The 24,688-nt window shown below is 54.8% G+C and carries 19 protein-coding genes; 13 read left to right on the top strand and 6 right to left on the bottom strand.

The window, feature by feature from the left end; translation table 11 throughout:
- Positions 1-359: 359 nt before the first annotated feature.
- Genes Pan181_RS13375 through Pan181_RS13365 form a run of 3 tightly spaced genes read right to left on the bottom strand, consistent with a single transcriptional unit; the run spans position 360 to position 6,287 of the window.
- Positions 360-1,925, bottom strand: coding sequence for a TolC family protein (locus Pan181_RS13375; protein ID WP_231943582.1), 1,566 nt, complete (start codon positions 1,923-1,925; stop codon positions 360-362).
- Complete coding sequence (locus tag Pan181_RS13370) at positions 1,888-5,178, bottom strand: efflux RND transporter permease subunit (RefSeq protein WP_145247301.1); 3,291 nt, start codon at positions 5,176-5,178, stop codon at positions 1,888-1,890. The genes Pan181_RS13375 and Pan181_RS13370 overlap by 38 nt, the downstream gene beginning before the upstream one ends.
- Before the next feature lie 11 nt (positions 5,179-5,189).
- Entirely contained in the window at positions 5,190-6,287 is a 1,098-nt protein-coding gene (locus Pan181_RS13365) for an efflux RND transporter periplasmic adaptor subunit (RefSeq protein ID WP_145247300.1), read from the bottom strand.
- A 379-nt stretch (positions 6,288-6,666) separates the two neighbouring features.
- Between Pan181_RS13365 and Pan181_RS13360 the strand changes: the two genes are divergently transcribed.
- From Pan181_RS13360 to Pan181_RS13305, 12 genes are all read left to right on the top strand, one after another.
- The gene (locus tag Pan181_RS13360; protein WP_145247299.1) at positions 6,667-8,034 is read left to right on the top strand and encodes a two-component system sensor histidine kinase NtrB; all 1,368 of its coding nucleotides are present in this window, start codon (positions 6,667-6,669) and stop codon (positions 8,032-8,034) included.
- A gap of 92 nt (positions 8,035-8,126) precedes the next feature.
- On the top strand, positions 8,127-9,491 hold the full coding sequence (locus tag Pan181_RS13355; protein WP_145252201.1) for a sigma-54-dependent transcriptional regulator: 1,365 nt from the start codon (positions 8,127-8,129) through the stop codon (positions 9,489-9,491).
- 1,337 nt (positions 9,492-10,828) lie between these two features.
- Positions 10,829-12,157, top strand: a complete 1,329-nt coding sequence (locus Pan181_RS13350; protein WP_197528320.1) for an efflux RND transporter periplasmic adaptor subunit — start codon at positions 10,829-10,831, stop codon at positions 12,155-12,157.
- 20 nt (positions 12,158-12,177) lie between these two features.
- The gene (locus Pan181_RS13345; RefSeq protein ID WP_145247297.1) at positions 12,178-15,354 is read left to right on the top strand and encodes an efflux RND transporter permease subunit; all 3,177 of its coding nucleotides are present in this window, start codon (positions 12,178-12,180) and stop codon (positions 15,352-15,354) included.
- A 65-nt stretch (positions 15,355-15,419) separates the two neighbouring features.
- Entirely contained in the window at positions 15,420-15,917 is a 498-nt protein-coding gene (locus tag Pan181_RS13340; RefSeq protein ID WP_145247296.1) for a hypothetical protein, read from the top strand.
- 136 nt (positions 15,918-16,053) lie between these two features.
- Positions 16,054-17,109 (top strand): IS481 family transposase, encoded by a 1,056-nt coding sequence (locus Pan181_RS13335; RefSeq protein WP_145246897.1) that lies wholly within the window; start codon positions 16,054-16,056, stop codon positions 17,107-17,109.
- Between the two features lie 500 nt (positions 17,110-17,609).
- Positions 17,610-18,074, top strand: a complete 465-nt coding sequence (locus Pan181_RS13330; RefSeq protein ID WP_145244956.1) for a helix-turn-helix domain-containing protein — start codon at positions 17,610-17,612, stop codon at positions 18,072-18,074.
- Entirely contained in the window at positions 18,062-18,709 is a 648-nt protein-coding gene (locus tag Pan181_RS13325) for an IS630 family transposase (RefSeq protein WP_145244957.1), read from the top strand. Before Pan181_RS13330 ends, Pan181_RS13325 begins: the two co-directional genes overlap by 13 nt.
- A 62-nt stretch (positions 18,710-18,771) precedes the next feature.
- A complete protein-coding gene (locus Pan181_RS13320) occupies positions 18,772-19,236 on the top strand; it encodes a helix-turn-helix domain-containing protein (RefSeq protein ID WP_145244956.1) in 465 nt (154 codons plus the stop codon).
- On the top strand, positions 19,224-19,871 hold the full coding sequence (locus Pan181_RS13315; RefSeq protein ID WP_145244957.1) for an IS630 family transposase: 648 nt from the start codon (positions 19,224-19,226) through the stop codon (positions 19,869-19,871). Before Pan181_RS13320 ends, Pan181_RS13315 begins: the two co-directional genes overlap by 13 nt.
- Before the next feature lie 73 nt (positions 19,872-19,944).
- Positions 19,945-20,439 (top strand): hypothetical protein, encoded by a 495-nt coding sequence (locus tag Pan181_RS26130; protein ID WP_197528319.1) that lies wholly within the window; start codon positions 19,945-19,947, stop codon positions 20,437-20,439.
- A gap of 136 nt (positions 20,440-20,575) precedes the next feature.
- Positions 20,576-21,631: an IS481 family transposase gene (locus tag Pan181_RS13305; RefSeq protein ID WP_145246897.1), complete on the top strand. Its 1,056-nt coding sequence runs from the start codon at positions 20,576-20,578 to the stop codon at positions 21,629-21,631.
- A 97-nt stretch (positions 21,632-21,728) separates the two neighbouring features.
- On the opposite strand, the gene Pan181_RS13300 is transcribed toward Pan181_RS13305, so the two are convergent.
- On the bottom strand, positions 21,729-22,670 hold the full coding sequence (locus Pan181_RS13300; protein WP_145244898.1) for an IS5 family transposase: 942 nt from the start codon (positions 22,668-22,670) through the stop codon (positions 21,729-21,731).
- Positions 22,671-22,737: 67 nt separating this feature from the next.
- On the opposite strand from Pan181_RS13300, the gene Pan181_RS13295 reads away from it, so the two are divergent.
- A complete protein-coding gene (locus Pan181_RS13295) occupies positions 22,738-23,475 on the top strand; it encodes a sensor histidine kinase (RefSeq protein WP_145247294.1) in 738 nt (245 codons plus the stop codon).
- Here the strand turns inward: Pan181_RS13295 and Pan181_RS13290 are convergent.
- Both Pan181_RS13290 and Pan181_RS13285 read right to left on the bottom strand, forming a co-directional pair.
- The gene (locus tag Pan181_RS13290; protein ID WP_145244957.1) at positions 23,383-24,030 is read right to left on the bottom strand and encodes an IS630 family transposase; all 648 of its coding nucleotides are present in this window, start codon (positions 24,028-24,030) and stop codon (positions 23,383-23,385) included. The two genes, Pan181_RS13295 and Pan181_RS13290, sit on opposite strands and share 93 nt — an antisense overlap.
- Complete coding sequence (locus Pan181_RS13285; protein WP_145244956.1) at positions 24,018-24,482, bottom strand: helix-turn-helix domain-containing protein; 465 nt, start codon at positions 24,480-24,482, stop codon at positions 24,018-24,020. Before Pan181_RS13285 ends, Pan181_RS13290 begins: the two co-directional genes overlap by 13 nt.
- Between the last annotated feature and the right edge of the window lie 206 nt (positions 24,483-24,688).

Below are 24,688 nucleotides of genomic sequence, written 5' to 3'. Positions count from 1 at the left end.
CTTACGATCGCTATGCAGCGAGAAAATAGATTCCCATCGGATGCGTTTTTGGAAATGGGAATCTATTCGATCGCAGAAACCGCTGGTTTTATAGAGTGTGTCCTGATTCAATTTACCCATCGATGGGAAAATTGGGAATCTATTCATCGGCGCGTCGAAGCAGCGAATCGTGACTGACAGAACCCGCTCGCTAGAGGGGGTCCGCTCCGAGTACGTCGCTCGGGGGACGGAGAGGCTGCGCGCGAAGAGAGGGACAAATAAATAAGGCCCCCACTTGGCTTATTCAGCCGAAGTGGGGGCCCATCCCATTCGAAGGAGACAAACGAATCAAGGCTTCGAGTGTAATCGTTCCGCGAGGACTACAACGTTCCTTCGGGGGCTTCCATCGGTGCTTCTTCTTCCGGAGGACTCGGCATTCGCACCGGGGTGAGTTCCTCGGGGAAGTTCAGCAGATCGAACCCAGCACGAGCACCGCCGCCGAGCGCCTGGTAGGCGTTCACCACCGCGGTGAGTTGCTGCTGCTTGGTTTCGATCAAGTCCATCTTGGCTTCCATCATGTCACGCTGAGCGAGCAACACTTCCATGTATTCCGCACGAGCGTTCTGGAACAGTTTGGTCGCATTGTCGACCGAGGATTCCAGCGAAGCGAGCTGTTGCTTCTTGACTTCGATGCTCTGCCCGTAGTTCTCGACCTTCGAGATGCGGTTGAGCACTTCGGTGTAAGCATTCAGCACGGTTTGTTGGTAGTTGTAAACCGCTTGAATCTGCTTGGCGTTCGCAGTGCTGTAAGCTGCTTTGATCGCCTTCTTGTTGATGAGCGGAGCAACGAGCTCGCCGGCCGCACCGTAGATGAGCGACTCGGGGCTGCGGAACAGATACTCGGTGTTAAACGCTTCGTAACCAACACCGGCGGTGAGCGTAAGCGAAGGATAGAACCGCGCCCGAGCGACTTTGATGTCGAGCCCAGCAGCAGCGAGTTCGCGTTCGGCCTGACGGATGTCGGGGCGATTGAGCATCAACTGCGACGGTACCCCGACATTCAAACGTTGAGCGGTCAAATCAATGTAATCAGCCGACAACCGATTGATGGTTTGAGGATAACGACCAAGCAAGAAGTTCAAGCGGTTTTCGACTTCCAGGATATCCTGCCGAATGATTGTGCGTTCGCTTTGGTTCTTCTGAACTTCGGCCTGGAAACGCTGCACGGCAAGCTCGGTAGCGCGACCTGCATCCTTGAGGTCCTTGGTCATCTTCAGGCTTTGCTCCTGGATGGCAATGGTTTGCTCCAGGGTTTCCAGGCGGTTGTCGAGCGCCATGAGCTCGTAATAGTTCTCGGCAACTTCGGCTACGAGTCGGGTGACCACGTAGGTTTGCCCTTCGCGTGTGCCAAGGTAGCGATAGGCGGCAGCGTTTTTCGCGTTACGCAGTTTCTTCCAGATGTCGATTTCCCACGATACATCCGCGGCGAGCATGAAGTTGGGGAGTGGGTCTGGGAATCCCTTGCCAGGAGCGACTTGCAATTGATCCTCGACCGCCCCTTCGCGAGTGAAGCGGCTGGCTTTGTCGAGACCAGCGAACGCTCCGAGCGAGACAAACGGCAGGTACTCACCGCGACGAGCTTGTACTTCGAGCGCGGCGATGCGGATTTCCTGCCGCATGATTTTCAGCTCTTGGTTACCTACGAGTGCATCGTCGATCAAGCCGGTAAGCATGGGATCTTCGAAGAACTCGCGGTAACCGAGTTGAGCCGAATTTTCATCGTTCGCCATGCCGTTGAACGAGTCGGGCACAGCCGGTCCTCGTTCGGCACAACAGTATTGGGGAATACCACAACCTGGAATTGCTAACAGGATGCCAGTGACGACCGTTGCCGAAACAACCAGTCGTTTACTCTTCTCGCTCAAAGAGTTCACTAAGCGGGTCATAATGTTCATCCTTGATTAAGTGTCGATTGTCGGCAATCCTGCCAAACAAGTAATAGAGTCCTGGAATGACCAGTACCCCGACAATGGTTCCCACCAGCATGCCACCTGCGGCTGTCGTGCCGATGGTGCGGTTTCCGATGGCGCCGGCTCCGGTGGCAATCACCAACGGAATAAGACCAGCGATAAAAGCGAACGAAGTCATTTGGATCGGGCGGAAACGTAGTCGTCCGCCGTCCACGCCTGCTTCGGATATCGACGCGCCTTGCTGCCGGCGTTGAACGGCAAATTCCACAATCAGAATCGCATTCTTTCCGAGCAAGCCGACGAGCATCACCAAACCAATTTGGGCGTACACGTCATTCGCGAGCCCCATGGCTTTGAGGAACAAGAACGAGCCAAACACACCGATCGGCAGCGACAGAATCACCGCCAGAGGAATGATGAAGCTCTCGTACTGACCAACCAGCACCAAGTACACAAAGGCGACCACGATGATGAAAATGTAAACCGTTTCGTGGCCTTCTTTGGACTCGTCGAACGACAGGCCTTCCCAGCCGATGTCGTACCCGTTCGGCAACACCTCGGCAGCTACTTCCTTAATGGCGGCAATCGCCTGGCCACTACTGTAGCCAGCCGCGGGAGCTCCTTGGATCGCGGCCGAAGGGTACAGGTTGTAACGAGTGATTTCGTTCAGGCCCTTACGATCGTCGATGGTCATGAACGCCGAGTAAGGAACCATTTCGCCCGCTTCATTCTTGACGAACAAGTTCTCAAGGTCTTCAGGGAAACGCCGAAACTCGGGCGAAGCCTGAACGTAAACCTTGTAGAACTGGTTGAAGCGAATGAAGCCCTGCTCGTAGGTGCTACCAATCAGAATGTTGATGTTTTCTAGAGCCGTTTTAATGGAGACGCCTTTTTGCATTGCGACGTCGTTGTTGATAATCAGTTCCTTCTGTGGGTAGTCACTCGTATAGAACGTGAAGAGACCTTTGAGCTCTTGGCGTTCACGCAAAGCGGCCATGAACGTGTCGGTCACTTCACCGAGTTTCTGATAGTCGGAGCTATTGGTCTGGTCCAACAACCGCATCGAGAAACCACCAGCAGCACCAAAGCCTGGCACCGCAGGAGGTTCGAAAAACTCGATCTTTACGTCGCTAATTTCCTGGCAGCGTTCTTCGAGTTCTTTGATAAGATCGCGAGCGCTTAGTTTGCGCTCGTTCCAGTCCTTGAGGTTAATGATACAAGTACCAGCGTTCGAACCACGTCCTTCGGTCAGCACTTCGTAGCCGGCCAAAGAAGTCACCGAAGTCACTTCGTCGAACTCCTTGGCAATCTTCTGCAGTTCGTGCGACTTCTCGTTGGTGTATTCGAGCGTCGACCCTGGACGAGTTTGCACGATGCCGTAGATGATGCCTTGGTCTTCGCCAGGGATGAAGCCGGTTGGCAGGATCAGGTCGACAAAGTAGATGCCCGCTCCGAATGCTGCGATCAGCAGTACTGTGAAGACCCGCCGTGTGACCACCAGTCGCACGCAGGCGACGTAGATGTTGGTGCCGATGTCGACCGCTTTGTCGAACGGCCCACGTACCAAAGGTACCAGCAATAGCAAGAACCCAACCCAGCCCCACAGCTCGTAAGCAACATAAGTAATGCCAGCGAGGACCAACAGGCCACCGATGGCGAGCAGGATGGTCTTGAACAGCGAGCGTTTCTTCGCTGCTTTTGCCGCCTTGGCCTCGGCTGGGACGTGTGGTTTGAGAATCATCGCACACAGCACAGGAGTCAGCGTAAGGGCGACGACACCCGACAAGATAATAGAGGTTGCCATCGTAATACCGAACTGTCGGTAAAAGGTACCGACCGGTCCAGGAACGAACGTGACCGGCACAAACACGGCGGTCATCACCAGCGTAATGGCAACGATTGCACCGCTGATCTCATGAATCACTTCCATGGTCGCTCGATAAGGCGACAGGTGTTTTTCATGCATCTTGGCATGGACCGCCTCGACCACCACGATGGCGTCGTCGACCACCACGCCGATGGCCAGCACCATCGCAAACAAAGTGATCAGGTTGATCGACAAACCAAAGAGTTTGAGCACGAAAAACGTACCGATCAACGACACCGGGACCGCCAGCGTTGGAATCAACGTCGAACGCAAGTCGCCGAGGAACATGTAGACCACAAGCGACACGAGAATAAACGCTTCGAGAAGCGTATGAAGCACTTTTTCGATCGAAGCGTCGAGGAACTTCGACACGTCGTAGGCAAGTTCATAGTCCATGCCCGGCGGGAAGCGTTTCTCTTTGATGTCGTCGAGCGTCGTCTTGATTTCTTCAATCACGTCGGCCGCATTCGAACCGGGGCTTTGCTTCAGAATGATCGAAGCGGCTGGGTGCCCGTCGATATCAGAGTAAATATCGAAAAACTCCGAACCGAGTTCCACTTCCGCAATGTCTTTAAGTCGCAGGATCTCACCCTCGGGATTGGCCCGAAGAATGATGTTTTCGTATTGCTTTTCGGTGTTGTACCGACCGACGTACGTCAGCACATACTCCATCGTTTGCGAAGTGCGACCTGTCGCTTGGCCAAGACGACCTGGCGAGCCGATGATGCTCTGCTCGGCCAGGGCCTCCATCACGTCTTCCGACGAGATGCTATACGCCCGCATGCGCTCGGGATTCAACCAGACACGCATCGCGTACGACCGGTTACCGAGGTTGGTCGGCAGACCCATGCCTTTGATACGTTTGATCACTGGCATGATCTCGGTATTGGCAAAGTTGTAGAGGAACTTCTGGTCCGCATTGGGATCGGTGCTGTAGACGTTTACGTACATCAGCATACTCGGCACCACTTGGCTGACGAGAATACCTTCGCGTTGCACCAGTTCCGGCAGGCGGTTCATCACAATATTCACGCGGTTTTGTACGTTCACCACGTTGATATTGGGGTCGGTACCAGGCTCGAAGTAGATGCGAATGGTTGCTTCGCCGGCACTCGTAGCGTCGGAAGCAATGTAGCGCATGTCTTGCACGCCGTTGATCGACTGTTCCAAGGGAATCAGAACCGAGTCGACCAGCACGTTCGCGCTAGCACCAGGGTAGGCAATCGAAACTTGAACCGTAGGAGGAGCGACCGAGGGGTATTGCGACACCGGCAGCGTCTCAATACCCAGGCCACCCAGGAAGAGGATGATCAGCGATATGACGATCGCCAAAGCAGGTCGATGGAGAAACTTCGTAAACATTCTTGTGGTCCCTACTCCGCTCTGTATTTCAGGTTGGCGAGAACCACTTCTGGCTCACTGAATTCGTATTCCACTTCATCGCCGTCGCGAATCTGTCGAATCCCTTCAAGCACAATCTTGTCGCTTGCTTTCAGTGTGCTGTCGATGACGAAAATATCCTCCATTTCGTGTTCAACTTTGATCTCATGCTGGTGCACGATGTTGTCGTCTTCCACAACGAATACATATCGCTTGGCCAGAATCTCAAACGTGGCACGTTGCGGAATAACCACCGCGTTTTCTTCCACCTGCTTGATGACCACGGTGCCCGTTTGTCCGTGCCGCAGCAGGCCTTCGGGGTTGGGGAAGTCGGCCCGGAAGGCGATGTTACCGGTTTCGTTATTGAAGTCGGCTTCGATAGCACCGATTTTTCCATGCTGGTTGAATTGCTTGCCATTGGCCAGCATCAACTCGATGTGCAGGTCGCCTGCGTTCTCTTTGGTGGCGGTCTTGTACTCCAGGTACCGTGCTTCAGGCACATTGAAGTACACCCACATTGTGCTGTTATCGGACAGCGTAGTTAGCATGTCACCATCTTCGATCAGGCTGCCCTGTTGGTGGTGCAAGCGGTCGATGATGCCAGGGAATGGAGCTCGGACGTCGGTGAAGTCGAGTTCCGCTTGGGCCAGCTGGGCATTGGCCAACGCTTTATCGAGCTTGGCTTTTGCGAGTGCTACTTCCTTGTCGGAAACAACTTTGTCCTCGAATAGCTTCTTGGTGTTCTCGTACTCAATACGGGCGAGATCGGCCTCGGCGAGTTCCGAGTCGAGTTTGGCCTTGTAGATGGTAGGAAGGATCTTGAACATCAAGTCTCCCTGATTCACCGACTGGCCTTCGTTCACAGGAATCTTCTCAAGGTAACCACCATCCAACGCGCACACCTCAATATGGCGACACGAGTGAATTTGACAGACGTAAAGCTGGGTGGTTGTCACGTCCTCAACTTTGGGGCTGGTGACAATGATGCGGTGATGTTCTTCGTGATGCTCTTCCGCTTCTGGTTTCTCACAACCACTCACGATAAAGCAGGTGGCCGCAACAAAAGCGACAATGGATCGGGGGGTTCTCATATCGGATGTTCTCTTTATTGCCTTGCTCAAAGGCTGGATCGCCTGGGTGGGAGGTGGGATAGGTGGGGGGGAGTTTGCGGGGCTCCCTATGGGGGAGCCATCGCGGGGCGAGCGTGGGGTCCGATAGTCGTCAGGGCCTCCGGCAGGCCAAGCAGCTGCCAGAGAAAGCCGATCCGGGTGGTGGGGTACAGTAGTTACAATTACAACTGCACTATCGGACGGCCTGATTGCGTTGAGTTAGTCGGCGCTCTTCAAGTCGGGGAATGGGTACAGATTACCTATCCTCCGGTGTAGCTTTAGGGTTTTGGGACAATTTCATGCAACTCACTGCACCCGGTCTGCAATGAATTGCACGCGGAAGCAAGTAAGAATCACGGCCATGTTTCATGAAAATCAGTCTCCGCAAGGGATAGGTCCAAGGTGGGCAATCGCAGGACTCGCACTTTTCAGCCTGACTGCGTTGTTAGTTACGGCCTGGATCTTGGTGGATTTCTCTCGGGAAATACAAATCCTGAAGGAACTCTCACACCATCTACCTGCAAGTGACTTGCCAGAAGCGACGGAGTTGGCAGGAAATTTGCGGTTTCAGTCGCAACTAGCCCTGCTGCTGATCCTTAACACCGTCGTGTTGAGTGGTGCGGTTGTCCTGTTGGTACGCGCCTATTTGAGTAGCGAGAGTTCTTTAAGAGTTACCAAAGTATTGGCTACCGACATTCTTGCCAGCTTAGACCTCGGTATTATCACGACCGATCAAAATGCGGAGATATTGAGTTTCAACCCCTGCGCTGAGTCGCTATTGTGGCCCGAGCAAGAGGAGCAGGGTGACGGCCCCAAGCACTTTCCGAATTCGCACCAAACACTGACGAACATTTGTCAGGAAGTCCTGAGCACACACGCCAGTATCCGTGATATAGATTACGTGATGGAATACGACGGGCACCCAAGAACCCTGAGAGCAGGGTGCACGTTGTTGCGTGATCACCTTCAACGCCTGATCGGGTCGGTAGTTCATGTGCGGGATGTGACCGAGAAAGTACTCATTGAACAGCGATTGCGACGCATGGAACGTTACATGAGCTTGGGATCGCTGGCGGCTGGTTTGCAGCACGAAATCAAGAACCCGCTAAGTGCCCTGGCACTTCATGTGCAATTACTGCGAGAGGGGATGCAGGAAGAGAATCCCTCGCCCGACACTCGGGCCGCCTTGGACGTGCTTGCGGAGGAGACCCATCGAATCACGAGGGTTCTCGAAAACTTCCGCGACTTTGCCTCGGTAGACAAACTCGAGCTCCAACTGGTCGATCTCAAGTCGCTGATCCAGAAGGTCATTCGCCTGGTAAAACCACAGGCGGAGAAGCAAAGAGTGCAGCTAAGTAGCCAACTGCCAGACGAGCCACTTCCCGAGGTGCGTCTCGACGGAATCCGCATGGAACAGGTGCTGTTGAACCTGATGCTCAACGCCCTGGCGGCCATGCCAGCCGGCGGCACGCTGGAAGTTACCGTGGAGAGTTTTAATGATTCCGTGGCCTTGAGAGTCGCTGACAGTGGGGCAGGTATTCCCAAGAATCTGCAGTCGAAGATATTTGATCCGTATTTCACCACCCGGAGCACTGGAACTGGCATGGGACTTGCGATCTGTGAAAAGATCGTCAGGCAACATTACGGGACCATCGACTTCGAGTCGGGGTCTCATGGTACTACCTTTACCGTGATGCTTCCCGCTGAACGGTGTAGCCCCGTTGGATGAGTTCGATGTCGAAACAAGGTTTGATTGAGCAGCAGACCTCTCCAGAGTTCAAGGTTGAGGAAACCTCTTATTTGCATGCGGATAACACGATGGTGAACGACGCGAGGTTTGGCATTCTGATTGTGGACGACGAGCCCAACATCCGTTCGGGGCTTGAGAAGGGGCTCGCGAAAGAGGCCGACTTCATCGCCCTGGCAGGAGATGCCGACAGCGCGTTGCAGCAATTTAAGAAGAACCCCTTTCAGTTGGTGATTGTCGATGTTCGCTTGCCTAGTGCGATGAACGGCCTGGAGCTACTGGAACGGTTGCTGCAAAGTCGTCCGCAAACGAGCGTGATCGTGATCACCGCGCATGGCACCGTCGAGACGGCTGTCGAAGCGATGCGGCTTGGTGCATTTGATTTTATCTCGAAGCCACTCGATCTCGACCTGATCCGTCAACAGGTTCGCAAGGCGCGTGAACATCACTTGCTGCAGCACGAAGTGCACGAGCTGCGCTCACGATTGGCCGACGCGGGGGAAGTCTCCGGCATTATTGGTAACAGTTCCTCGATGCTGAGCGTGCTGCGCGAGGTTCGTCAGGTCGCCCGCACCGATGCTACAGTGATGATCTGTGGCGAGAGTGGAACCGGTAAAGAACTGGTCGCCCGCGCACTGCACGACCTGAGTGACCGTAGCGACAAAGCCTTCGTGGCGGTGAACCTTGGAGCGCTGCCCGAAACGTTGCTCGAGAGCGAACTGTTTGGTCACGAGAAAGGTGCCTTTACTGGCGCATCGCGTCAGAAGCCTGGGTGCTTTGAGCGGGCTGCGGGAGGGTCGCTGTTCCTGGACGAAATTACTGAGATCCCAGCCAAGTGTCAGGTCGACTTGCTGCGTGTATTGGAAACGCAATATTACACTCGCATCGGTGGCGAAGAGGTCCTGGAATGTGACGTGCGATTGATTTCGGCGACCAACAAACTAGCTGCTGAAGAAGTAGAAGAGGGAGCGTTCCGCGAAGACCTGTACTATCGACTCAACGTGGTTCCGATCCATCTGCCTCCGTTACGTCAGCGTCGTGAGGATATCCCGGTGCTCGTCGAGCACTTCCTGTCTCGGTTCTGCAAGAAGCACGCGCGGCCGCTCAAGACTTTGTCGGCCGACGCACTGCAGCGATTGGTCGGTGCACGCTGGCCGGGCAACGTCCGGCAGCTTCGCAATATGGTGGAACGGTTAGTCGTGACAGTTCACTCCGATACGATCCATGCCGACGACGTGCCTGCCGATTTCGACCCAGCCAACAATCAGGCTAGTCCTGCAGATCTTTGCTCGTTAGCCGACGCCGTGGTGGAAGCAGAAAAGACTGCGATTCAAGCCGCCCTTGCCGCATGTGGATACCATCGCGAGAACACCGCCAAGGCGCTGGGTGTAAGTGTTCGTACGCTCCACTACAAAATGCATCGTTACGGGCTGTATTAATCGTTGGCGGTTCGGTCTAAAAAAACGCGTCCGAACCGCCTGGATTCGGACGCGTTAGACAAACTACAACCGCCTTAGAATACTACTCCTGGGGGATAGTAACGTGCGAAGTGGAGGGAGAATGGTGATGCACGAAAGCCATTCTTCCAAAGTGCGTCGAAGCAGAAGCAACGCTGCCTGACACAGCGAGTGCCGCTAGGAACAGCAACGAATAAGCTAGGCGTTTCATGGAAGTACCTCCTAATTCTCGGAACCAAATAGGGTTCGAAAGCAAGCTCCGAAGCATGGCCAAACTGCGTTCGACGTGAACATCTGCTCGAAGCGAAACAAGTAATTGGCAACTCTCATGCCAGAGAAAAAAACGTTCGGCAAATGGCAACACTGCGTCGTAGGCGCTTGCCAGCGGGCCTACAAACCGTAGAATCTGCTCCTTGAGCTACGCTGTGTGACTGGGAGTGTCTGAAATGAGACTCCACTCATACACTACTCCTGCAATTGCTCGCAGATGTGTGAAAGTTCACGCAGTAAATGGTCGAAAAGGGGCTGTAAACAACGATTCCACCCGAATCGAATCAGCAGTTAATTGCTGGCAATGCTCACACAGATCCGGCGAATGCCGTTGCCCCACCAGATTTAGTGGGATACATTTATGCGTCGCCTCCTTTGTGTCTTGGTGGAACTTAGCTGGAGTTAGCCATTCGTCCTTTAATCGCCATTTCCGTATTGATCCACGCCCTACTGGGGTGCTGTGGTCATCATGCGCATGGCGACGAGGCGTGCTGCTCCTCGGCACCGACAACGCATCGTGCTTGCGAGCATGACTCTCACGAACATGCAAGTGGCAGTCATGATCACGCTGAGTGCCAAGCTCCATCTGAGCAAGGCCATCACCATCCCTTCCATCAGGATGAATGTGAAGAGGACCATTGCCGCTGGGTGGTGACCGATCATCACGGTCAGGCACTGGATGTGATGCTACTTGCCCACCCGCTCTGCTGTGATGTTCAGACACCAGTCCTACCGTTGGTTGCCAGTTGGCGGAGCTATCCGCAACTGTCAGGCGACAGTGCAAGTCCGCTACCGGTGCGCGCGCATCTCGCGAAGAGTGTGCTTCTTATCTGATTCTGCTCCTACGGCAACACTTTGCGGTATCTGAGTTCCAGGTGCCAGCTAGAAGAGGTTGCCTTCTGTTGCTAGCAGTTGCCTGATTCATGAGCCATGTGTCTCGTTGCGCGTTGCCTTTGGCCGTTGTGCCTTGCTGGTGTGCGCGGGAGGGAAGGGTGGAGATGCCCACAAATTCACAAAACAGATCTACTAGATTCGCAGCCATCTTCGTCGTGGCTCTTGTTGCCATCGTCGGTGTCGGAGCCCTCGCTCGCGACAAGTGGCTGCCGCTTGTTCGTAGCGCGACAGATCAGGTCGGCGAGCAAGATCCCCACGCCGGTCACGACCACGAGGAGTCATCGGTTGGGGGAACCATCAAGTTGACCGAACGGGGCCTCAAGAATATCGGTTTTGAGCCGTTTGTGGTCGAGCCAACCGATTACGTGCGGGAACTCAACCTGCCGGCCAGTGTCGTCGAGCGTCCCGGCAGATCGCAGGTTCACATCACAGCTCCGTTAACCGGAATCGTGCAGAAGGTGTTTATTTCGCCGGGCGAAGCAGTGGATACCAACCAGCCATTGTTTCAAGTGCGACTCACCCACGAAGAGTTGGTCGCCGCGCAACGAGAGTTTCTGGAGACGCAAGCCAAGCTAAGCGTAGTGCAACGCGAGCTTGCTAGACTTCAAGAGTTAGGCGATGGGGTAGTCGCCGGCAAACGCATTCTGGAGCAGCAGTATGAGCAGGATCGTCTGCAGGTAACGCTCGATGCAGCCCGCCAGGCCATGCTGCTCCATGGTTTGAACGAAGAGCAAGTGGGCGAGGTCCAGCGTTCGGGACGCATGTTTCGCGAGATCACGATCCGTGCACCCAAGCATGCGGATGAGCATCAACCGACGGAGCACGAAGAAACCCCACACTGGTTTACCGTACAAAGCCTGGGAGTTGCTTTGGGGGAGCATGTGGATATGGGGCGGGAGCTAGCATTGCTCTCGGACCATTGTGAGTTATTGATCGAAGCATTGGCATTCGAGGACGATGCAGCGGCGATTCGTCGTGCTGCAGAGTCAGAACTGCCTGTCAACGCTCGACAGCTTGATCGCGAGTCGGAAGACTCGCAGCTCACGGGGTTACGCATTCAATACGTCGCTGGCCAGATTGATCCGGTGTCGCGGGCGTTCAAAATCTACGTGCAACTTCCGAATCGTATTGCGCTGGACAAGACGAGTCCGCAAGGCACGCGGTACCTCGAATGGGTGTTTAAGCCTGGCCAACGCATGGAACTCAGCATCCCCATCGAGTCGTGGCAGAAGCAGATCGTGGTTCCGGCAACCGCAGTCATCGATGAAGGAGCCGAAGCCTACGTGTATCGTGAAAATGGCAACCAGTTCCAACAAGTGCCAGTGCACGTTCGCTATCGCGATCAACGCGCGGTGGTACTTGCCAACGACGGAGCGGTTTTTAAGGGCGACGTTATTGCCGGAAAAGGTGCTTACATGATGCATCTGGCAATCAAGAACAAGTCGGGCGGAGCTATCGACCCCCACGCTGGCCATAACCATTGATACGCAAGGGGAGTCAAACCGTGCTCAATGCCATTATTCGTTTTTCGTTACACAATCGTGTGCTAGTCGCTGCGATGGCCCTGTTCCTCATGGGCTATGGAGCGTGGCAGGCATCGCGATTGACTATCGACGTCTTCCCGAATCTCAACCGCCCACGGGTGGTGGTCATGACCGAAGCCCCCGGTATGGCCCCAGAGGAAGTGGAGACGCTAGTCACCTTCCCCATTGAGACCGTGTTGAACGGGGCTACCGGCGTTCAGGCAGTACGCACCGCGTCGGGCATCGGTCTCTCGGTTATCTACGTCGAGTTCGATTGGGGAACCGACATCTACAACGACCGCCAAATTGTCACCGAGCGACTCGCGCTGGCGAACGATCGGCTACCGCCGAACGTGAAACCACAGCTGATGCCGATCTCGTCGATCATGGGGCAAATCATGGTCGTTGGATTGACTGCAGACGGAGAGACAAGCCCGCTTGAATTGCGTACGCTTGCTGACTGGACAGTCCGGCAACGTTTGCTGACGATTCCCGGGGTCTCGCAAGTGATTGTGATGGGGGGAGACCGCAAGCAGTTTCAGGTGCTTGTGGATCCGGATCGCATGCTTCGATTCGGAGTAACGTTGCAGGAAGTGAAACAATCGCTTGAGCAAAGCAATCAGAATACCGCTGGTGGATACCTGGACGAGCAGGGGCCCAACGAGTTTCTCGTGCGTTCTTTAGGGCGTGTGAAAACGGTCGACCAGATCGGTGGCATCGTTGTCAAGCAACGTGAGAAGCAATCGATCACCCTTTCGCAGGTAGCCGATGTGGTAGAAGGGGCGCAGGTAAAGCGGGGGGATAGTGCGGCATTTCATCGTGACGACCAAGGGCAAATGACCGGCGGCCCGGCCGTAGTGCTCACGATTCTAAAGCAACCACAGGCCGATACTCGGGACGTGACGAATCGAGTGACTGCCGCGCTGCAAGACATGCAAGCGTCGCTGCCGAGCGATGTGCAGGTCCTGCCCGAACTCTATCAGCAGAAAGAGTTTATCGATTTGGCGATCGATAACGTGTTTGAAGCCCTCCGCGACGGTGGAGCCCTCGTAGTTGTCATTCTCTTTCTTTTTCTACTAAATGTACGTACGACTCTCATTACGCTCACGGCTATTCCACTGTCGATTGCGATCACGGCGATCGTGTTTGCCGCCTTTGGGCTTTCGGTGAACACGATGACTCTAGGTGGCCTAGCCGTTGCGATTGGAGAACTTGTCGACGACGCGATTGTCGATGTCGAGAATATTTTCCGACGTCTGCGAGAGAATCGATCGGCCGCTTCACCGAGGCATCCGCTCGTCGTGGTGTTTCAAGCAAGTGTTGAGATTCGCAATTCGATTGTGTATGGAACCTTAATCGTCGTGCTGGTTTTCGTGCCGTTGTTCGCACTGACTGGTATGGAAGGCCAGTTGTTCAGGCCGATGGGAGTATCGTATATCGTCTCGCTTGTCTCCTCACTACTAGTGTCCCTCACGGTCACTCCGGTGCTGAGCTATTGGCTGCTCGGAAATCATGAAACCGATTCAGAAGAGAAAGACGGGCCCTTGTTGCGAGGGTTGAAGTTACTCGCAGGGGGAGTGATTCGCACCAGCCTGAGCCTCGCCTGGCCGCTACTTGCTTTGGCGTTAGTGGGGGTAGCGATCGCGGGGTGGGGGATGCTGCAAAGGGAAAGCGATTTTCTACCCCCATTCAATGAGGGAGCGGTTCAGGTGAATGTGTTGCTTCCTCCAGGCACTTCGCTCTCTACTTCGAACGAGATTGCAGAGCGGGTGCAAGAGCGACTGGCAGAAATGGACGACCTGGTCGCCGTCGTTCGGAAGACTGGGCGAGCAGAGTTGGATGAGCATGCCGAGGGCGTGAATGTTACGGAGTTTGTGGCCACGGTCGATCCGAACTCGGAGCATAGTCGCGATGAAGTGATTGATGAGATTAGTGACGTGTTAGAAGAGTTTCCCGGTATCGTCACTGCTGTAGAACAACCACTCGCCCATTTGATCTCTCACATGCTCTCGGGTGTAAAGGCTCAAGTGGCTATAAAGCTCTACGGCGACGATCTCGATGAACTGCGGAGACAAGCAGAAGGGATTCGGGGAGCAATTGCCAATGTGCCGGGCATACGTGACTTGCAGGTCGAACAACAAGTGATCATTCCCCAGCTTCGTATCGAAGCCGATGGGGAGAAGCTGAAAATGTTCGGGCTGCGCAGAGCAGATGTGAACGAGTTTGTGGAAACGGCCATGCAAGGCGAGGTGGTCTCCCAGGTGTTAGACGGACAGCAAACGTTTGATCTGCTGGTTCGATTGGGGGAAAACACGCGCGAAGATATCGAATCGCTTCGACGCCTGCGGATTGAGTTGCCTCAGGGAGGAACCGTGAAATTGGAGGATATTGCGCGTATCTACAAGGCGGCTGGCCCGAACACTATCAATCGCGAGCAAGTCCGTCGCCGGATCGTCGTGCAGTGCAACGTCTCGGATCGGGGGCTGGTGGATGTAGTCAACGATATTCAAAACAAATTGAAGCCTATCGTTGCCGAATTGCCAACAGGGTACTTTATTGAATATGGCGGCCAATTCGAGAGTCAGAAATCGGCTTCCCGGATGATCGCTATTCTATTTGGCGTGTCGTTGGTTGCGATGTTCCTGGTACTCTACAAGTTATTCCACTCAGCCAACCTTGCCTTGCAAGTGATGGTCGCATTGCCGATGGCCTTCATTGGAAGCGTTGCGTCGCTCTATCTCACCGGGCAAACGCTTACCATCGCTAGCATGGTGGGGTTCATCTCACTGTGTGGAATCGCTTCGCGAAATGGCATATTGCTCATCAACCACTACTTGCACCTAGTGCGCTATGAGGGAGAGTCGTGGACACCAGAAATGGTGGTTCGAGCGGGCAAGGATCGACTTGCTCCGGTGCTTATGACCGCACTCACTTCAGGCATTGGACTCATTCCTCTTGCCTTATCGGCTGGCGAACCAGGGAAAGAGATTCTCTACCCGGTTGCTACGGTGATCATCGGGGGACTGATCTCTAGTACTTTGCTGGAGTTTTTGGTGAGGCCAGCCTTGTTTTGGAAACTCGGCCAAACAGCTGCACAGCGAGTCATCGAAGCAAGTTCGGCTCAGGTGGAACTGATAGCGGAAGATGAACACGAGTAGATGTCGGCTTATCGCTGGTAAGAGTTGATGTTTTAAGACTGTTTAACCATTGGAGGTGATTGTTTATGAAGTTACGGAATCTACTAACCTATACTTGTATGGCATTTATGTCATGCGCGATCGTGGTCGGTTGCGCCAAGGAACCTGCTGGAGAGTCCAAAGCTCCTGAGCACGCTGACGCCCATGAGCATCCTACCGAAGGGCCGCATCACGGAACGCTCATCGAGCTAGGCAGCGAAGAATATCATGCGGAGTTGGTTCACGACGATGCAAACGGCACCGTGACGGTCTACCTGCTGGACGCAGAAGCAAAGGTGCCAGTGGCAATCAGTGCAACGGAGATAATGATCAATCTGAGCCATGATGGTGAAGCAGAGCAATTCAGCTTGTCAGCGACTCCGGATGCAACTGATCCCGCAGGTCAGGCGTCCAAATTCGTATCGTCCGACGCAGAGCTTGCTGCAGATCTCGATGAAGGGCACGCCGAAGCCCAGTTAGTGGTGATGATCAACGATGTACAGTTCCATGGGGCTGTGGCTCACGATCATGATCATGAGCTGTAGATATCAAAACTTAATCTGACACTAACCAAGGTTTGAGGTTAGAGTACCGGCTGCAATCATTGCTTGAACGAGCGCAGCGAGTGATAGCAGTGATTGCAGCCGGCGGCCGCCTCATTTCCCCCAAGGAGTGTCCGAGATGAGTAACGATCAGAAAATCATCAAGAACAAGCTGGGCCTGCTGAAACTCGCTGAGCGGCTGGGCAACGTCTCCGAAGCGTGTAAAGTGTTTGGCTACTCGCGAGATAGCTTCTATCGCTTCAAAGAGTTGTACGACAACGGCGGTGAGGAGGCCCTCAAGGAGATCTCGCGGAAGAAGCCCGTCGTCAAGAATCGTGTGGCCGCGGAGGTCGAAGAAGCGGTGGTCGAAATGGCCTTCGAACAACCGGCCTATGGCCAGGTCCGTGTGAGCAACGAACTGAAGAAACGGGGCATCCTGATCTCGTCAGGTGGTGTCCGTAGCGTCTGGTTGCGGCATGAGCTGGAGACGTTCAAGAAGCGGCTGAAGGCTCTGGAGGCCAAAGTGGCTCAAGATGGTATTATCCTTACCGAATCCCAGGTCGTGGCCCTGGAGAAAGCGAAGCTGGAGAAGGAAGCTCATGGTGAAATCGAAACCGAGCATCCCGGTTACCTGGTGGCGCAGGACACGTTCTACGTCGGCACCATCAAGGGCGTCGGGCGAATCTATCAGCAGACGGTGATCGACACCTACTCGCGAGTTGCGTTTGCCAAGCTGTACGATCGCAAGAATGCGTTGGTCGCGGCCGATATGTTAAACGATCAGGTGATTCCATTCTTCGAAGCAGAGGACGTGCCGGTACTGCGCATGCTCACCGATCGTGGCACCGAGTACTGTGGCAGCCGTGAACATCACGAGTACCAACTGTACCTGGCGATCGAGAACATCGATCACTCGAAGACCAGGGCCAAGCGGCCACAATCCAACGGCATCTGTGAACGATTCCACAAAACCATGCTGCAGGAGTTTTACCAGGTCGCATTCCGCAAGAAGATGTTCAGCTCGATCGAGGAGCTGCAAACAGATCTTGACCAGTGGATGAAGAGCTATAACCACGAGCGACCGCACAGCGGTCGCTACTGTTACGGCAAAACGCCAATGGAAACCTTCGAAGATGCCAAATCGATCGTCAACGAAAAGCGACTGGACAAGAACTTGCAACTGGTCGCTAACTAGATTGTCTGTCAGATTAAGTGTTGGTTACTACACTTTAGAGATAGAATTCGCAGGAGCCTCGCAAGAGTCGCACTCCGCTCGGCAGGTTATTTCTGATCATTAACTATCGGTTGCCTCGATCTTTAGTGATAGAGCCCGCGCTCACTATTGCTTTGCAGTCTCGTCTTCAACGATGCGCATCACCTTAAGTGAAATGCTTGTGGGTAATGATCCATGGCCACTGAAGGGACAAGCGTAGTGTCTATTCGCCGGATATGCCATTGAGCTCATGGTTGTTTGTCACAGTGAGTATCGTAGCGGTTATGCTAGCTGTGCTCTGAAAGCTGCTGGTGTTCTGCGCGTTCGGTTTGACCTGAGGGTCGCGCATGCTAACCTCCAGTCGTAGGAGTGGGCTATTCGGCAAACGCTATCAAGAGTGCGTTCGCACATCACAGAACGGTTGTGGAAAAGGCTACTAGTACGTCTTTCCTGAAATCCATTCCGCTGCTATATGCTGCGGAATGAAAAAGCACATTGTTTGCCTGGACCACCAGGCCCGTGGAGGTTTGGAGCAGCTAGCACGCTCAGGCGCCCGCGCGGCGCAAGTGGTGCGTCGCTGCCAGATATTATTGAAATCGGACTCGGGATGCACCGACGAAGAGATCGCCGAGCATGTGGGCTGCACGACGCGCAACGTCCGAGCCGTCCGAAAGCGGTTCTGCGAAGAGGGCGTCCAGCGGGCGGTGTACGATGCGCCTCGCTCGGGCCGCCCCCCAGAGTTCACCAAGCGGCAGCAGCAACAGGTAATCGCCCTGGCGTGCAGCGAGCCGCCCGAGGGACGGGCTCGCTGGACGCTGGAATTGTTGTGCGAGCACGCGGTGAAGGAAGGCTTCGTCGATTCGCTCAGCGTGACGGAGGTCTCGCTGTGGCTCAAGGAACACGACCTGAAGCCGTGGCGAAAAAAACTTGGTGCGTGCCCAAGCTGAACGACGAGTTCTGTGAGCGGATGGAGGACGTCCTCGAGCAGTACGAGAAGCCGCTCGACCCGAACGAGCCGGTCGTCTGCCTCGACGAGCAGCCCTATCAGAGGGTCGACGACGCGCGGCCGCCCGAGCCCGCGGCACCCGGCAAGATCGCGAAGCAGGACTACGAGTACCGCCGCTGCGGAACCTGCAGCGTGTTCGTGGCGGTCGAGCCGAAGGCGGGCAAGCGATTCGTTCAGGCCAAGCGTCACCGCAAGCGAGCCGACTTCGCCCGGTTCGTCCGCGACCTCTTGAAGCGCTATCCCGACGCAGAGCGGGTTCATCTGGTGATGGACAACCTCAACACGCACAACGAGAAGTCGTTGATCGAAACCTTTGGCGAGGAGGCGGCTCGGCCAATGCTGGAGCGGATTGTGTGGCATTTTACCCCCAAGCATGCCAGTTGGCTCAACATGGCCGAGATCGAAATCTCGGCCATACAGCGACAATGCCTGGGACGTCGGTTGGCTTCGCTCGACAAGGTTCAAAGCGAACTCTCCCACTGTTCACGCGACCGCAATCGGAAGAAAATCAAAATCAATTGGACCTTCCATCGAAAAGACGCCAAACGCGTCTTCCCTGAACTCTATAGGAAATGACTTCCGGGACGACGTACTAGTACGTCTTTCCTGAAATCCATTCCGCTGCTATATGCTGCGGAATGAAAAAGCACATTGTTTGCCTGGACCACCAGGCCCGTGGAGGTTTGGAGCAGCTAGCACGCTCAGGCGCCCGCGCGGCGCAAGTGGTGCGTCGCTGCCAGATATTATTGAAATCGGACTCGGGATGCACCGACGAAGAGATCGCCGAGCATGTGGGCTGCACGACGCGCAACGTCCGAGCCGTCCGAAAGCGGTTCTGCGAAGAGGGCGTCCAGCGGGCGGTGTACGATGCGCCTCGCTCGGGCCGCCCCCCAGAGTTCACCAAGCGGCAGCAGCAACAGGTAATCGCCCTGGCGTGCAGCGAGCCGCCCGAGGGACGGGCTCGCTGGACGCTGGAATTGTTGTGCGAGCACGCGGTGAAGGAAGGCTTCGTCGATTCGCTCAGCGTGACGGAGGTCTCGCTGTGGCTCAAGGAACACGACCTGAAGCCGTGGCGAAAAAAACTTGGTGCGTGCCCAAGCTGAACGACGAGTTCTGTGAGCGGATGGAGGACGTCCTCGAGCAGTACGAGAAGCCGCTCGACCCGAACGAGCCGGTCGTCTGCCTCGACGAGCAGCCCTATCAGAGGGTCGACGACGCGCGGCCGCCCGAGCCCGCGGCACCCGGCAAGATCGCGAAGCAGGACTACGAGTACCGCCGCTGCGGAACCTGCAGCGTGTTCGTGGCGGTCGAGCCGAAGGCGGGCAAGCGATTCGTTCAGGCCAAGCGTCACCGCAAGCGAGCCGACTTCGCCCGGTTCGTCCGCGACCTCTTGAAGCGCTATCCCGACGCAGAGCGGGTTCATCTGGTGATGGACAACCTCAACACGCACAACGAGAAGTCGTTGATCGAAACCTTTGGCGAGGAGGCGGCTCGGCCAATGCTGGAGCGGATTGTGTGGCATTTTACCCCCAAGCATGCCAGTTGGCTCAACATGGCCGAGATCGAAATCTCGGCCATACAGCGACAATGCCTGGGACGTCGGTTGGCTTCGCTCGACAAGGTTCAAAGCGAACTCTCCCACTGTTCACGCGACCGCAATCGGAAGAAAATCAAAATCAATTGGACCTTCCATCGAAAAGACGCCAAACGCGTCTTCCCTGAACTCTATAGGAAATGACTTCCGGGACGACGTACTAGCTTCAACGACTCAACAAGAGTATTCGCACCGCGCTGCAGAACTGTCGAAGCAAATGGCACAGCGCAGTGATAGCTTCAAATGGATGAGCCATTTGTTTTCGATAGTAACCATCGTTCTTGGTGTGGCAGTGTCGTGGTTGATTGCACGAGACGTAGCTCCGCCCTTAAACGCTATTACAGCAACCTTCGACCGTCTGGCAGAAGGGGAAGCATGCGATCAGATTCCTGGCCACGACCGTAACGATGAGTTAGGGCGATTGGCCGCTGCGGCCGAAGTATTTCGCGAACGTGCAGCTGAAACGGAAAGATTGCTTGAGGAAGTGACCTTTATGAAGGAATTGGAACGCCAGCACGCCCATTCAAGTCGTCTTGAGTCGATTGGTCAGCTGGCTGCAGGCATCGCTCATGAGATCAACACGCCGATGCAATGCGTCGCGAACGAAGTGGAGTTCCTCGAAGAACAATTCGTATACCTTGTTGATGTCGTCAATCAATGTCAACAGATTATTGAAGAGGACAAATCGCTTTCAGAAGCAGATCATCTGTAGATATCAAAACTTAATCTGACACTAACCAAGGTTTGAGGTTAGAGTACCGGCTGCAATCATTGCTTGAACGAGCGCAGCGAGTGATAGCAGTGATTGCAGCCGGCGGCCGCCTCATTTCCCCCAAGGAGTGTCCGAGATGAGTAACGATCAGAAAATCATCAAGAACAAGCTGGGCCTGCTGAAACTCGCTGAGCGGCTGGGCAACGTCTCCGAAGCGTGTAAAGTGTTTGGCTACTCGCGAGATAGCTTCTATCGCTTCAAAGAGTTGTACGACAACGGCGGTGAGGAGGCCCTCAAGGAGATCTCGCGGAAGAAGCCCGTCGTCAAGAATCGTGTGGCCGCGGAGGTCGAAGAAGCGGTGGTCGAAATGGCCTTCGAACAACCGGCCTATGGCCAGGTCCGTGTGAGCAACGAACTGAAGAAACGGGGCATCCTGATCTCGTCAGGTGGTGTCCGTAGCGTCTGGTTGCGGCATGAGCTGGAGACGTTCAAGAAGCGGCTGAAGGCTCTGGAGGCCAAAGTGGCTCAAGATGGTATTATCCTTACCGAATCCCAGGTCGTGGCCCTGGAGAAAGCGAAGCTGGAGAAGGAAGCTCATGGTGAAATCGAAACCGAGCATCCCGGTTACCTGGTGGCGCAGGACACGTTCTACGTCGGCACCATCAAGGGCGTCGGGCGAATCTATCAGCAGACGGTGATCGACACCTACTCGCGAGTTGCGTTTGCCAAGCTGTACGATCGCAAGAATGCGTTGGTCGCGGCCGATATGTTAAACGATCAGGTGATTCCATTCTTCGAAGCAGAGGACGTGCCGGTACTGCGCATGCTCACCGATCGTGGCACCGAGTACTGTGGCAGCCGTGAACATCACGAGTACCAACTGTACCTGGCGATCGAGAACATCGATCACTCGAAGACCAGGGCCAAGCGGCCACAATCCAACGGCATCTGTGAACGATTCCACAAAACCATGCTGCAGGAGTTTTACCAGGTCGCATTCCGCAAGAAGATGTTCAGCTCGATCGAGGAGCTGCAAACAGATCTTGACCAGTGGATGAAGAGCTATAACCACGAGCGACCGCACAGCGGTCGCTACTGTTACGGCAAAACGCCAATGGAAACCTTCGAAGATGCCAAATCGATCGTCAACGAAAAGCGACTGGACAAGAACTTGCAACTGGTCGCTAACTAGATTGTCTGTCAGATTAAGTGTTGGTTACTACAGATCATCAGCGATTTAATGTCATTTTCTATGAAAGGAAGTTTGCATTTGCGAATGGCCTTGTTGACTAACTCCACTCGAACTGTGGAAGCCCGAGTTGGGTGAATTGATTGATGATTTTACAGCGCAAGCGGGCTTCCGTTTGTTGGTTTTCGAATACTCGGTTTTTGAGATGGCTCCCAAAGCTTTGTTTCACTCGGTACATGGTCGTTTCCGCCAAGCTTCTACGATGATAGCCCACTTCCTCTTTCCAACTCCTACGCCCCTTGCGTCGAATCTGACGAATTGCCTCGTCCCGGGGCAAAGGCTCCTCCGCAGAGTTGCCATGTTGTTTGATCTTGGCGTTGTGCTGCGGCGGAATCACCGGCTCAATGCCTTCGGATTCCAGCCCTTCATAAACCTTCCACTTGTCGTAACTACCGTCGCCGTGAAACTTTTTTACGGGCTGCTCCACCTGCTCCAGCATTTCGGGAACCGCATCGGCATCGTGGCAACTGTTCTCGGTCAAAATCTCCGCCACAATCTCGCGGGTGTCAGGATTCACCGACAAATGCAGCTTCCGCCATGTCCGCCGCTTCGACTTGCCATGCGTCCGCATCTTCCATTCGCCCTCGCCAAACACTTTCATGCCGGTGCTATCCACCACGATATCGATGTCGCCCCTCTTGTTAGCGATATCGAGCGAAACATTCAGCTTGCTGGCTCGCTTGGCGAGCGAAGAATAATTGGGAATCGCTGCCTCGACGCCCAACATCGCCACCAGCGAGCGGCCGAATCCCTCAGTCTGCCGATAGGGAAGTTTCAGCAGTTCGCGAATCGTCAGCAAGCACTCGATCGCCGTATCGCTGAAGACAAAAGGGCGACCGACTTTTGTCTGGTCGTTAGGATGTTCCCAGTTCTCCAACGCCTCGTCGCTAAACCAAATAGTGATGTTTCCACGCTCGATGAGCGACTTGTTATACTCCTTCCAGTTCGTGACTTTGTAGGTTCGTTTTTCTTTCGTAGCCATGTTCGATCTCCGTAAAAAAGGTACGTGGTTCCATTCCACGTTAGTTTTTACGGAGGTTTGTGACTAATTGTTCAACAAGGCCTTTGCGAATGCAGAGATTCCATCTGCCTTGAGCGATGCGTCATCCGCTGTTAGCAAGATCATCGAGATTGTTCATGCGATGAAAGCGATGACCCATGCTGGGAAAGTGGAGCATGAGCCGGTCGACGTGAATTCCCTCATCCAAGATGCCTCAGTCATTGCCAGAAACAGTTGGAAATACGTAGCTTCATTGGAAATGAACCTGGATGAGCACCTGCCATACCCCTACGGAGATCGTGCGGAGCTAAGTCAGATCATTCTGAACTTGCTGGTCAACGCTTCGGATGCCATTGAAGAGCGTTACGATGGCCAGCCGGGTGTGGGGGTTATCGAAGTGAATACGTATAGCTCCGACGATGTGGTGTACATCGAAGTGTCAGACAATGGAATTGGTATACCAGAAGAACTTCAACAGCGGGTCTTCGATCCTTTCTTCACTACCAAGGACGTAGGAAAAGGTACCGGACAAGGCCTCGCTTTTGTTTACCAGTCGGTGCTTCGACACCATGGGGATGTTCAGGTGGAGTCGACTCCTGGTGTTGGTACAGTATTTCGAGTGTGCTTGCCAATCGCGGAGAATGGGGTGCTACCGCAGGTGTCAGATTCGGTGCCTAGTACGTCGTCCCGGAAGTCATTTCCTATAGAGTTCAGGGAAGACGCGTTTGGCGTCTTTTCGATGGAAGGTCCAATTGATTTTGATTTTCTTCCGATTGCGGTCGCGTGAACAGTGGGAGAGTTCGCTTTGAACCTTGTCGAGCGAAGCCAACCGACGTCCCAGGCATTGTCGCTGTATGGCCGAGATTTCGATCTCGGCCATGTTGAGCCAACTGGCATGCTTGGGGGTAAAATGCCACACAATCCGCTCCAGCATTGGCCGAGCCGCCTCCTCGCCAAAGGTTTCGATCAACGACTTCTCGTTGTGCGTGTTGAGGTTGTCCATCACCAGATGAACCCGCTCTGCGTCGGGATAGCGCTTCAAGAGGTCGCGGACGAACCGGGCGAAGTCGGCTCGCTTGCGGTGACGCTTGGCCTGAACGAATCGCTTGCCCGCCTTCGGCTCGACCGCCACGAACACGCTGCAGGTTCCGCAGCGGCGGTACTCGTAGTCCTGCTTCGCGATCTTGCCGGGTGCCGCGGGCTCGGGCGGCCGCGCGTCGTCGACCCTCTGATAGGGCTGCTCGTCGAGGCAGACGACCGGCTCGTTCGGGTCGAGCGGCTTCTCGTACTGCTCGAGGACGTCCTCCATCCGCTCACAGAACTCGTCGTTCAGCTTGGGCACGCACCAAGTTTTTTTCGCCACGGCTTCAGGTCGTGTTCCTTGAGCCACAGCGAGACCTCCGTCACGCTGAGCGAATCGACGAAGCCTTCCTTCACCGCGTGCTCGCACAACAATTCCAGCGTCCAGCGAGCCCGTCCCTCGGGCGGCTCGCTGCACGCCAGGGCGATTACCTGTTGCTGCTGCCGCTTGGTGAACTCTGGGGGGCGGCCCGAGCGAGGCGCATCGTACACCGCCCGCTGGACGCCCTCTTCGCAGAACCGCTTTCGGACGGCTCGGACGTTGCGCGTCGTGCAGCCCACATGCTCGGCGATCTCTTCGTCGGTGCATCCCGAGTCCGATTTCAATAATATCTGGCAGCGACGCACCACTTGCGCCGCGCGGGCGCCTGAGCGTGCTAGCTGCTCCAAACCTCCACGGGCCTGGTGGTCCAGGCAAACAATGTGCTTTTTCATTCCGCAGCATATAGCAGCGGAATGGATTTCAGGAAAGACGTACTAGGATGTGTCCAGTCAGCTAATCCTGGGTCGTTTCTACCGCAGTACCCGATTCGTTGGAAAGTACTGTTGGCAATTCGGTTTGCCGGGGCTTCCGTCATCTTCCTCGTGTGAGAGCTAGATTATAGATGGTGTTTAGCAAGGTGCTATACCACATATTCACA

The sequence above is a fragment of the Aeoliella mucimassa genome (assembly GCF_007748035.1).
GTDB lineage: Bacteria > Planctomycetota > Planctomycetia > Pirellulales > Lacipirellulaceae > Aeoliella > Aeoliella mucimassa.
This window is presented reverse-complemented; position numbering and strand designations above follow the sequence as displayed.